Below are 12,319 nucleotides of genomic sequence, written 5' to 3' on the forward strand. Positions count from 1 at the left end.
ATCTAAACGCCATTATCATTGTTTTAGATAGCATACCCAAAAATCATTTGTTGCCAGCTGTAAAGTAGTTGTTCTTTGAGTATCATCAAAAAACGAACAGCTCATGAGAATTGTGTGCTCTGTCTTCTTATTGTTTACATTTTTAGTTGGATTTAGTCAAAACGGAGGAGGAGATACAAGAACCCTTTTCAAGTATCATATCAAAAAAGCGATTTCACCTGTAAAAGTGGACGCAGTAATTAGCGAAAAGGAATGGGATGCTCATGAGCTCGCCACAAGTTTCTTCAATCACTGGCCCAATGACACAGGCCAAGCTCAAAATCAGACAGAAGTGAGAATGACCTATGACAACCAAAATCTCTATGTTCTTGCCAAATGTTATGACAAAGGACAACGCATTGTGCAATCACTAGTTCGTGACAACGACGATGACTATTGGGGAAGCGATAATTTTTCTGTTGTTCTTGACCCGGTCAATACTAAACAAAGTGGTTTCATGTTTGGGGTGACTGCAGGGGGGGCTGAATTGGAAGGCAGCCTAACCATTGAAGGAGCCCAAACTTGGCTTTCAGAAAATTGGGATAATAAATGGTCCTCCAAAACCGCTCAATATCAAGGATTTTGGGTTGTGGAAATAGCTATTCCCTTTAAAACCTTACGATACAATGCAAATCAGTATGATTGGGGGATTAACTTTATTCGAGGGGACAAACAGAACAATGCATACACCACCTGGACACAGTTTCCCGTAAATTTCAATGGGGTAAGCATGAACTACATGGGAAGTTTGGAATGGGATCAAAGTCCTGAAAAAGCCAAAGGAACCTTCATTTTAAACCCATACGTTACTTCATCATCCTTAAGGGATTATGAAGATACCGAACAACAAGAAGCACAATTGAAGAGTGACTTGGGCGGAGAGGTGAAAGTAGCCCTAACGAGCAGTCTTAATCTTGACCTCACACTGTTTCCAGACTTTTCCAATGCTGATGTGGACCAACAAGTTACCAACATTACACGCTTCAACATTTTCTTACCGGAACAGCGTAACTTCTTTCTTGAAAACAATGATATTTTTTCCAATTTCGGAACCTACGATATCAAACCTTTTTTCTCTCGAAGAATCGGCATCATGGATGGGGAAGCCATTCCCATAGATTTTGGCGCCAGGCTCACGGGGAATGTTTCTCCTAACCTACGTATAGGTGCCATGAACATTCAAACACGAAGTACCGACGAATTCGCTGCCCAAAACTATAGTGTTGCGGCATTTCAGCAAAAGGTATTGAAACGATCGGTGGTGAAAGGTTTGTTTATGAATCGAATAGCAACCAGCAACACCCAAGAACTGGAATATTCCAGAAATGCTGGATTGGAATTCAGTTATGTTTCTGAAAGTGGTAGGTTGAACAATACCTTTATGTACCACACTTCGCTCACTTCTGAAAATTATGAGAATACCCATTTTTATGGGTTTGAAGGATATTATTCTTCCAAACGTTTTAGAACTGGTTGGACTTTGAACGTAGTCGGTGAAAACTTCATCACTGAGCTGGGCATTAATCCCAGATTAGAAAATTATAATGCGGAAACGGAGGAAACTGTCCGTGTTGGCTATACCCTGATTAATCCATGGGTACGTTATCTAACCTTTGTGGAAGGCGAAAACAAAAAACTAAACTATCATGGACTTAGAACCTGGCACAATCTATACTTGAATTCTGATGGAACTTTTAATGAAAGTCAGAACAATTTAGGGTATGATTTTGAGTACAAGAATACAAGTAGAATGACTCTTTTGGCCAGATACCGTAAAGTTGACCTATTGTTTCCTACTTCCTTATTGGGAGATGATTTTACCCCAATCCCATCAGCAGACTATTCATTTTTATGGTCTGAGCTCAGATTTAGCTCCGATGTTCGAAAAACTTTTGTTTGGAATACCAATTTAGCGTACGGACAGTTTTTCAACGGAAACCGATTAGGAGCTTTGGTCCAGGGATCATTTCGATTAAGACCATGGGGCAGCTTTGGTCTCACCTACGATTACAATAATATTCAATTGAGTGATGGGTTTGGAAAGGATGATTTACACCTTATGCGATTTAATGGGAATATTAGTTTTTCCAACAAATTGTTTATGAGCAATGTACTACAATACAATTCCCAAGGTGATAATTTCAGTGTCTTTTCCCGTTTGCAATGGCGGTACAGTCCTATGTCCGATATCTTTTTAATCTTCAATGAAAATTATGACACCGTAGGGTCGGGAATTAAAAATAGATCCATTGTTCTTAAAGTAACCTATTGGTTATAGCTTATACTTCAGATTATATTTACGGTCAACTGTACTTAAAGTAATAACACAAAGTATTGCCTTAACATTTCACTACCTTTGTAGTAAATCATTATGGTTCTTAAATGAGCAAGAAAATCATTGCACCATCTCTTTTGGCATCTGATTTTGCCAATTTACAGCGCGATATAGAAATGGTAAACAACAGTGCCGCCGATTGGTTCCATTTGGATATCATGGACGGGGTATTTGTTCCCAATATTTCCTTTGGAATGCCCGTGGTGAAAGCCATTGCCAAACATGCAAAAAAAGTATTGGACGTTCATTTGATGATTGTTGACCCAGACAGGTACATTACAACTTTTGCTGAACTGGGCGCTCATAACCTATGTGTCCATTATGAAGCCTGCACCCATTTGCACAGGACCATACAAACCATCAAAATGCAAGGTATGAAAGCCGGGGTTGCCTTAAACCCGCATACACCTATTAGTTTATTGGAAGATATTATTAAAGATGTAGATCTGGTAAATCTGATGAGTGTAAATCCAGGTTTTGGTGGACAATCTCTCATTGAAAACACTTACGAAAAGGTCAGGGATTTAAAAAGTCTCATCGAACATAAAAATTCCAATGCTTTGATTGAAATTGATGGCGGGGTCAATGCATCCAACGCAAAAAAACTAATTGAAGCTGGAACTGATATATTGGTAGCTGGCAGCTTTGTGTTTAAAAGTGAAAATCCAACTGAGACCATCAAAAACTTAAAAGAAGAAATTGCCTAATGCAGGAGTTTGATGTTGTAATTGTAGGAGGAGGTCCCATAGGAATTGCCTGCGGTCTGGAGGCTAAAAAAAATGGACTTTCCTATATTATTTTTGAAAAAGGCACCATTGTAAATTCCTTGTTCAATTACCCAATCAATATGCAATTTTTCTCCTCTTCGGAAAAGTTGGAAATTGACGAAATTCCATTTATCAGTAAAGAGGCCAAGCCCAAACGCAACGAAGCGTTGGAGTATTACCGCAGAATTGTCACTTCCAATCAGCTGAACATTCATTTGTTTGAAAAAGTCATAGAGGTCCAAAAGAAAATAAATCAATTTCACATACAGACCGATAAAAACCAGTACATGGCCAAGAATGTTATTGTGGCCACAGGCTTTTATGACCTTCCTAATACCATAAATGTTCCTGGTGAGGACCTCCCCAAAGTTTCACACTACTATAAAGACCCTCATTTTTATGCCAATCAAAAATTAGCTGTAGTTGGAGCCAGTAATTCAGCCATTGATGCAGCTTTGGAATGTTGGAGGAAGGGTGCAGAGGTCACTTTGATCATTCGCGGTCCAGAAGTTGGCAAAAGAGTAAAATATTGGGTACGTCCAGATATCATCAATCGTATTGAGGAAGGCAGTATTAAGGCTTATTACAATTCTGAAGTAATCGAAATCAAGGAAAATGAGATTCTTTTACAAACGCCAGAAGGTGAAATTTCCCTTGCTAATGACTTTGTATTGGCCCTTACTGGGTACAAGCCCAATTTTGAGTTTTTAGAACATTTGGGCATCACACTCTCCCAAGATCAAAAAAGACTGCCCACCTATGATCCTGAAACCATGGAAACCAATATACCTGGGTTATTTTTAGCGGGTGTGATCTGCGGAGGAATGGAAACCCATAAATGGTTCATTGAAAACTCAAGAATCCATGCTCCAATTATCATTAAAAGCATTAAGCACAAGATGCAGCCCACGGCAAAGGATTCCTAAAAACCGCTTAAAATTTCGTATTTTCAAGTGGACTCTTTTTGGACACTATGGAAATAATCAAACAACTACATTTGGCTGCCCAATATTTAGCTGCAGCTGGAAAAAGCTTTTTGGAACACAAGTCGGATGACAGTCATACCAATTTGGAATTCTCCATTGCAGAAAAGAGTTTGTTAACTTGGCCTTTGGGTGACAGCAATACCCAATTAAGTTTGAATTATGAGACCTTTTCTCTGGAGTGGAAGTCCAGTTCTTCTGAATCTTTTTCCCTAAAGGGAAAAACTCAACAAGAAGTAGTGACCTGGATTACTAAAAGAGCAGAAAACTTTAAGTTCATCAAACCCTATACCTACAACTTGCATTATACTTTACCTTACTCCATGAGTAATGAAGAGAAATTTGCCACAATAGATACTCACGAAATCAATGAACTGATTCGTTTACGAACACTGGCCCAAAATGTGATTTCTAAGTTTTTAGAAGCCGAAAAACTGGAATCCGACATTAGGATTTGGCCACATCATTTTGACACAGGTGCTTTTGCCCATTTGCATGATGGGTCTGGAAAGTCTGTGGGATTGGGAATGGCCATCCCAGATACCTTATGCAATGACTTCTATTTTTACATTAGTGGGTATAGGGGGCATGATAGTCTAAACACATGGGCATTTCCTACACTTTCCAATGGTAAATGGATTAATGATGGATTTAAAGGAGCCATTTTACCTGCTTCCAATGTTGATGACATTATTGCTGTTCAATTCTTTAGAGAGGCTCTTAGAAATTACAAAAAAGACACCTTTTAGGCCTTAAAATGCCATAAAAGACAATAAAGGACTGAGCTACATCATTGGCCCTAACCTTAAGAGCAAACTATATTTGTGATAACCGCATTACTTTGAGCAATGCTTCTTGTTACTGCCATAACAATCTATATTCTTATTGCCCTGAGCATGGTCATTAGCCTGCTTTTAAACGGTGTACGCCCCAGCAAGACATTAGCTTGGCTTTTGGCCATTTTCACTATCCCTGTTGGAGGCTTTTTGTTGTACATCATGTTGGGAAGAAACCGACGAAAAAACAAGCTTTTTCCCTTACAACATGAATTCTACACCAACAGCCATGACTCTAAAAATAATGAGGTAGATATTCCAAAAAAATATCACAAACTCGCAAAACTAATCCATACAACCTCAAAATGTCCTGTAACCAATCTTAATCAACTTACTCTTTTACAAGATGGCAAAAACACTTTTGAGAGTATTTTTAACGCCCTTGAAAATGCCCAAGAACACATACACCTTCAATATTACATTTTTGAGGATGGAATTTTAGCTGAAAAACTTCTGGGTATTTTTGAAAGAAAGATTGCGAAAAATGTTACCGTTAGATTGCTGTATGATGGAATTGGTAGCTATTCCTTGAGCCAAAGCTATTTGCGCAAACTTCAAAAGATTGGGGTTGAGGTAGCCCAATTTCTTCCCTTCCGGTTTGGTAGATTCCTATCTTCTCTGAATTACAGGAACCACCGTAAAATCATTGTAGTGGATAACAAAATAGGTTTTACTGGGGGAATCAATATTTCTGATAAATATCTCAAGGGTGACCCTTCGGTGGGTAAATGGCATGATACGCATTTAAGAATTGATGGTGAAGCAGCTGCTTTTTTAAATAGAATTTTTGTGGCTGATTGGTTTCTGGCCAGTAATAAAAAAGTAGCTATGGATTCCTTCAAAACAGCAAATACAGTAGAGCAAAATGTTTCATTGCAGATTGTGCCCAGTAGTCCAGATGATGATTTTGCCATTATGGAACAGGTATATTTTTCAATCATCAATAACGCCAAGGATTATTTGTATATCATCAATCCATACATTATACCCAATCATGCCATCTTACAAAGCTTGCAAACTGCTGCATTAAGTGGAGTTGATGTTCGATTATTGATGTCTGCCAGCACTGATATCAAAGTGGTGGACTGGTGTGTGCGGGCCTATTTTGAATCTTACCTTAAAGCCGGCATCAAAATTTATCTGTATCCTGATGGGATTTTACATAGTAAGGTCATCATTGCCGATGATTCAATTGCCAGTGTGGGAACTGCCAATTTGGACAACCGAAGCCTTCAGCAAAACTATGAGGCCAATGCCATTGTTTATAATGCTGCACTGAGCAAACAATTGAAAACAGATTTTTTACAAGATTGTTCCAGATCCATCAAACTAGAAGACCATCAAGCTTTCAGTAAAAGACCATGGATGAACAAATTGATTGAAGGCAGTGCCAAATTGCTAAGTCCATTATTATGAAACTGCGGTCTCAAAGCCCAACTCGTTTTTACAAGTTCTCCCCTCTTCCCAACAATCAATATTATAAAGTGTAATTTCAGCAATGCGCCTGACCGCCTCTTTGGTTGCAAACGCCTGATGTGGTGTTAGTAAAACATGAGGTAGCGATATAAGCTCTTTGAGCTGTTCATCCTTAATTCCATTAGTGCTGTTGTCCTTAAAAAATACTCCTCTTTCATTTTCGTAGACATCGGTAGCATATCCGCCAATAGTCCCTTTTTTTAATGCATTGATAAGATCAATGGTTTTGACAACAGCTCCTCTGGCTGTGTTGACCAGCACTACATCATTTTTCATGATATTGAACAAGGAGGCATTGAATATATGGTGTGTATCATACGTAAGTGGCACATTGATACTAATGATATCCGATTTTTTGCAAAGTTCTTCCAGACCCACATATTCCAAATCATATTGGTTTTCCAAGAAATGGTTTTTCTTCAAATCAGTGCCAATAACCTTGCACCCAAAAGCATGCATAAGTTTTACCACAATGGCCCCAATTCTACCAGTCCCATATACCCCAACGGTCTTGCCCACAAGGTCAAATCCTATCAAATCCTTCAATAGAAAATTATATTGATGTACCTGTTCATTGGCTTGAATCAATTTTCGGTTCAAAGCTAGCAATAGACAAATGGCATGTTCTGCAATAGCGTGTGGGGAATATTCTGGTGCATAAGCAATCCTAAAACCTAGTCGTTTGGCTGATTTAACACTCACATTATTGAACCCTGTAGATCTAAGTGCAATATACTTCACCCCCATTTCCTTCAATATTTCCAAAACCACCAAAGAAGCATCATCACTGGAAAAAATGGAAATGGCATCAAAACCCGCAGCTAAAACTGCAGTGGACGTATCCAAAGATTCAGACACAAATTTCATTCTGTGTCTTCCTTGATTGACTTTTTTAATGTTTTCAATCTCAAAATCCTTGGCACTATAAATGAGTACTTTCATTTTTAGAATAATACAACTGGTCTAAAAACATATTTCTTAGCCCAGTAATCTTTTTTGTTTTTTTCTCTTGATGACTTTGGATACAATGTCAAACATCTGGGTTTTGTCTTCCCTATACTTCTCAAAATAATCATCAACCTCTTTGTGAAGGTCAGAATGTGTGTCCAAATAAGCATTCTCCATTTTTTTCTGATCTACATCATCCACCATAATCCGCAATTGATTTTCGTGCAGCACTATTTTTCCAAGAAGTATTTCCAGACTATTTTCCAATTCACTTAAGGATTCCACTAAAGGTTTTATAACATTGAACATATCTGTATCAATAATATCCAGGGTATAATCCTTAACCATATTATTCAAAAACCGTTGTTCATCTTGAGTAAACTTCATTTCAGAAATCCACTTTTTGGACTCTTCATGTAACTCATCGGCACTAAACCACTCTCGAAAAGATTTCCTTGTAATTTTTGATTCCATAGCTCTGATTTTTTCTCGGCAAATTGAACGTCATTCACCATATATTTAAGTTATAACTTAAAATGGCAACTCATTTTAAGGCTTTCTTTTCTTCAGTACAGAACCCGCATACTGGTATAACTCCGTTTTAAGCTTCAAATAGTCATCAAAATATTGTAGTACTCTATCCTGAAGTTTATGATGCCTTTCATAAAAAGCTTCATCACAAATCTTTTGGGTGCATTCAAAAATGCCTCCCAAGTTACGTTCCTGCCTAATGATCAACTTTGTAAGCCGTTCTTGTTCTTTTTTGGATTGCTGTAGATCTTCTTTATACAGCACCAATTTTTCGAATAAGTTGGGGGTTTTGGGTTCAAACACATAAGAATTGAGCAATTTTTCAATAAAGGTCATTTCATCTTTGATGAATTGTAGATGTGACATCCATCTTTGCAATTGAGTATGCAACGCCTCTATTTTTTTCTCTTTGACCATAAACCACTATATCCATAAAAAATTGGATGATCATGAATGTAGGGTTTGATCAATTACTGCACAATGATTTAAATCAATTTGGAGAAAAATTAATACTCATCCCTCATGAGCATCAACATTAAAAGAACGTTTGACCAACGCTTTAAATTGATTCTGGGTCATACTATCTGTTTTTTGATTGACCTTGATTTTTGAAGCTACGTTAAGATGGTTTTGCTCTAACTCCTTTGTGAATTTTTCCCGGGCTTCAGCTGGGCCGAATATGACCAGTTCATCAATGTCTTCAAGGGTTTTAACAATTTTGGCAAAGTATCTCTTTAACTGATGCTTTTCTGCTTCCATATATTTGCTATCCTGAACTACATCTTGTGGACCCCATCTTGTTTTTGAACGTGAGCCTCCTTTGGGGTTATAAAAATCCAATTCCGAAGGAATAGTGAAAAAACGTTCTTCACCATTTTCCAAAACCAAAATGAGTGCCTCCTGTTTATCTAGCCAAATTCCAATTTGTTTCATAGTTCTATTTTTCAATTATCATTGAGTTCTAAAATGGGAATCTTAGGGTCATAACCTATTTCTTTAACCAAAGGATTGGAGAGGATGCTTCCAAAAAACAGATGCTTCCGATTTAAAAAGGCAATCATATCGCAATCTTCACTTTCTACAAATTGGTCAATGCCCTTTCCTATTTTTATGGCGGACAGAAAATGTATTTCATAATCAATTCCATGCAAAATATCCTCCAACAACTCCTTATTGGTCTGTTCTGACGCACTCAACTTGCCGTCTTTATTTTTGTCTATATGCACTACATTCACTTTTGCATCATGCAGTTTGGCAATTTCAATTAAATGCCCAATTTCTCTTTTTTTATAATCTGTCCTGTAATCCGTAGGAAAAACAATTGTTCTGAGCGGAGCATAAGCATAATCATTGGGTACAGCAATAACGGGGCATTCCTTTATTTTTTCCATAACAGCGACTGTATTGGTTCCAAAAACTCGTGCTTTTGAAGCTGTTATACCTTTAGTTCCCATTATAATGATATCAATGTCTTTTATAGCAATGACATTATTAATGGCTTCAACAAGACTATTGAAAGTGGATATGGTTTGGAACCTATGTTTGGGATTCTCAGGGTGTAGCTTCAATATTTCCAATAAACGCTCCATTCCTTCTTCAGAAGCTCTTTTAGCGGTTTCATAAAAGCGTTCTCCAGGCTCGGGAACCATCATACTGTCCAGAGTATAGCCCGACACTTGAAAAGCATTCAAAATGTAAAAATCGCATTGAACGTCCTTATAAAGTTCCATTGCATATCTTATGGCATTCAAAGCATTTTTAGAAAAATCTGTTGGAAGTAACACTCTCTTATCCATGACATTCTTGGTTTTTATTAAAACTACTATGCCCAGACCAACTACGCCATGATGCAGGTCAATTTGCCTGATTGGGCAAAATCAAAAAGGGAACCTCCAATTTTGTGTTCAACTCTTTAATAATTCCCTTACCGATGAACTCTAAGAAAAAATGATGGGGATAATACACCATGCAAAGCATATCAATACTCCACAAGTCCACAAACTCCAAAATAGTTTTGGCTTTATTTTCAAGAACTGGCATTTCTATTTCTTTGGCAAGGTCATTTGCAAATGCCGTAAAAAAGCTGGACTTGTTTTCTGCCACTTCCTTGTTCTCTTTTGTTTCCTCTATGCTCATCGGTACTAAAGTGCTTTCCGTGATGGATTTGATAAATTCCAAGGTTTTGATATTTTCTTTTGCTATAGGATTGGTATAATTGGATATGAAGGCCATACGGGATACTTGACCAAAATCCACTTCCAAAGGAACAATCAGTATTGAACATTTAGTAACCTCCCGCACTAATTGCATCGCATTGTTACCAAATAAAATATCCTTGACCTCATCTCTTGCCTTATTTCCGATAACCATAAAATCTACCTTTTGTTGGCTCATCAATTGGCTCACCCCTTCAATTAAATTTCCATAAACCGAGACTTTTCTTAGTTCGTGTTTGCTGTTTTTATCAATATCCAATATTAATCGGTGGGCAATGGCATCAAGACCTTCCTCTGATTTAGCTTTGGCCGATGGAACCTTTTCATTATAAACATTTAAAATATGAAAGGTACATTCCTTGTTTTCAAACAAACGGGCCGCATAAAACAAAGCATTATAAGAGTTATTTGAAAAATCTGTGGGTGCTAGAATTTGTAGCATAGCTTAAGATTTAGAGTTATATGGAAGCACCAAAAAGGGCACATTGGTATGCAATCCAACGTTTCGTATTATCGGTTCAATAAAAAGTCGTTCTAAAAAAGAATGTTTGTTTTTGACCATGGCCAATAAGTCAACCGTTGTTTCCATTTGAAAACTGTTGATGGCCTCTACCAGCTCTTGGTCAGGCAGGTCATATATTTTAAAAGATTGATCATTGATAAGCTTTCCCAAAGCTTTTTTGTTCTTCTCCTGTTCGGAAGTCAATCCATTTGAAGATGTAACATGCAGAACATTCAACTTGGCACTCCACAATTTTGCCATCCAAAATAGCGTCTCAATACTGGAGTTGCTATAATTCACCTCATAATCTGTAGGAAACAGAATTTCTTTTGGCAGATTGAATTTATAGGAAGATGGTATTGCCAAAACCGGCACAGTGGATTTTCTGAAAATATGCACTGTATTGGAGCCAAATAAGATTTCCCGAGCACCGGTGGCACCTTGGGTCCCCATAACAACTAAATCAATATTTTCATTTTTGACCACACTGGCCATCTCATCTTCTAAAGAGTTAAAGGCCGCATGGGTCACAAAAGTATGCTTGGGATTGGTGTATTTCTTTTTTATACGTTTTCTGATTTTTTCCAAAGTAGTTTCAGCTTGGTGTTGATGGTCATCTGGCAATCCAAATTGTCCCGGACTACCCAATGCATAATCCACCCGATAGAGAGCAGGCGTATAGGAATGGACCAAATAGAAGATGCATGTGGCATTTTCCAATAACTCAACAGCATAGCAAATGGCATTGAAAGCGTTTTCAGAAAAATCGGTGGGCAATACTATTTTTTTCATAACTTTTTTATTAAAGTTTACCGATGCAGGTTCTGCATCACCAAAAAAGGCACTTTCACTTTCAATCCTAGTAAATCAACAGTAGAACGGTAAAGCATATCTTCAAAAAATGAATGCCTGGAGTTGACCATGACCAGCATGCCCACTTCCTTTTCCCAGATATACTCCATGATGACTTCCGCTTTATTTTTTACAGCGGTTGTTTCAAAAAACACATAGGCTCTGTTTAGAGTTCTCTCCAAGAACAATTTATTGTCCTGCTGTCTTGGGCTCAGCATATCAAAATCGGTAATATAAAGACAGTGAATCTTGGACTTAAAATCTCCGGCTAAATCCCCTAAAAGTTTTAACTCCCTGCGTTTGTATGGAAGCATATAATCTGTTGGGAACAATATATTTTTGGGCTGTTTGAACTCAAAATCCTCAGGAATTGCCAAAACTGGGCATTTTACATACTTAAAAACTTCAATTGTGTAACTGCCAAAAGTGGTTTTATGATTACTGGTCTCCCCTTTTGTACCCATGATGACCATGTCAATATTCTTTTCATTGACAAAATCATTGATACCATCGACCAAACTATCAAAAGAGGCAATGGTCTCAAAACTATGTAATGGATTTGGTGGGGTTCCGATTACTTCCTTAACTAAATCTTCCAGCTTTTTTGCAACCTGTTCTCTTTTTGTTGCTTCTACTTTTTTGATTTTTTCTGGTGGAGTGGTCTTATATTCTCCATAAACTTCATCTGCAAAGGCGTGAAGGATATAAAAACAAGTACGCTTACACTTATACAATTCTTGCGCATATCGCAGTGCGTGTAGCGCATTTATTGAAAAATCTGTTGGAATCAGTACGGTACGCATAACCTCTCTTTTTTCAAAGGTAACCGCCGGC

At 37.7% G+C, this 12,319-nt stretch carries 13 protein-coding genes; 5 read left to right on the top strand and 8 right to left on the bottom strand.

What is annotated here, in order from left to right; translation table 11 throughout:
* The first annotated feature begins 103 nt into the window (after window positions 1–103).
* From HJC33_RS01590 to cls, 5 genes are all read left to right on the top strand, one after another.
* Window positions 104–2,317, top strand: a complete 2,214-nt coding sequence (locus HJC33_RS01590; RefSeq protein ID WP_171657038.1) for a DUF5916 domain-containing protein — start codon at window positions 104–106, stop codon at window positions 2,315–2,317.
* 104 nt (window positions 2,318–2,421) lie between these two features.
* Window positions 2,422–3,081: a ribulose-phosphate 3-epimerase gene (gene rpe, locus HJC33_RS01595; protein ID WP_171657039.1), complete on the top strand. Its 660-nt coding sequence runs from the start codon at window positions 2,422–2,424 to the stop codon at window positions 3,079–3,081.
* Window positions 3,081–4,067, top strand: coding sequence for a YpdA family putative bacillithiol disulfide reductase (locus HJC33_RS01600; RefSeq protein WP_171657040.1), 987 nt, complete (start codon window positions 3,081–3,083; stop codon window positions 4,065–4,067). Before rpe ends, HJC33_RS01600 begins: the two co-directional genes overlap by 1 nt.
* 47 nt (window positions 4,068–4,114) lie before the next feature.
* Window positions 4,115–4,873, top strand: coding sequence for a hypothetical protein (locus tag HJC33_RS01605; RefSeq protein WP_171657041.1), 759 nt, complete (start codon window positions 4,115–4,117; stop codon window positions 4,871–4,873).
* A gap of 99 nt (window positions 4,874–4,972) precedes the next feature.
* Window positions 4,973–6,376, top strand: coding sequence for a cardiolipin synthase (cls, locus tag HJC33_RS01610; RefSeq protein WP_171657042.1), 1,404 nt, complete (start codon window positions 4,973–4,975; stop codon window positions 6,374–6,376).
* Here cls and HJC33_RS01615 read toward each other — a convergent pair.
* The 8 genes from HJC33_RS01615 to HJC33_RS01650 form a co-directional block, all read right to left on the bottom strand.
* Window positions 6,371–7,378 carry a 2-hydroxyacid dehydrogenase gene (locus HJC33_RS01615; protein WP_171657043.1) on the bottom strand — a complete coding sequence of 336 codons (1,008 nt, stop codon included), beginning with the start codon at window positions 7,376–7,378 and terminating at the stop codon, window positions 6,371–6,373. The two genes, cls and HJC33_RS01615, sit on opposite strands and share 6 nt — an antisense overlap.
* Window positions 7,379–7,414: 36 nt before the next feature.
* A complete protein-coding gene (locus HJC33_RS01620) occupies window positions 7,415–7,858 on the bottom strand; it encodes a hypothetical protein (protein WP_171657044.1) in 444 nt (147 codons plus the stop codon).
* 75 nt (window positions 7,859–7,933) lie between these two features.
* Window positions 7,934–8,281, bottom strand: coding sequence for a hypothetical protein (locus HJC33_RS01625; protein ID WP_171657045.1), 348 nt, complete (start codon window positions 8,279–8,281; stop codon window positions 7,934–7,936).
* A 147-nt stretch (window positions 8,282–8,428) separates the two neighbouring features.
* A complete protein-coding gene (locus HJC33_RS01630; protein WP_171657046.1) occupies window positions 8,429–8,848 on the bottom strand; it encodes a glycosyltransferase family protein in 420 nt (139 codons plus the stop codon).
* Window positions 8,849–8,859: 11 nt separating this feature from the next.
* On the bottom strand, window positions 8,860–9,711 hold the full coding sequence (locus HJC33_RS01635) for a universal stress protein (protein WP_171657047.1): 852 nt from the start codon (window positions 9,709–9,711) through the stop codon (window positions 8,860–8,862).
* Window positions 9,712–9,769: 58 nt separating this feature from the next.
* A complete protein-coding gene (locus HJC33_RS01640) occupies window positions 9,770–10,573 on the bottom strand; it encodes a universal stress protein (RefSeq protein ID WP_171657048.1) in 804 nt (267 codons plus the stop codon).
* Window positions 10,574–10,576: 3 nt separating this feature from the next.
* Window positions 10,577–11,425, bottom strand: a complete 849-nt coding sequence (locus HJC33_RS01645) for a universal stress protein (protein ID WP_171657049.1) — start codon at window positions 11,423–11,425, stop codon at window positions 10,577–10,579.
* A 17-nt stretch (window positions 11,426–11,442) separates the two neighbouring features.
* Entirely contained in the window at window positions 11,443–12,288 is an 846-nt protein-coding gene (locus HJC33_RS01650; protein ID WP_171657050.1) for a universal stress protein, read from the bottom strand.
* Window positions 12,289–12,319 lie beyond the last annotated feature (31 nt).

The organism is Flagellimonas amphidinii (assembly GCF_013090115.1).
Lineage (GTDB): Bacteria > Bacteroidota > Bacteroidia > Flavobacteriales > Flavobacteriaceae > Flagellimonas > Flagellimonas amphidinii.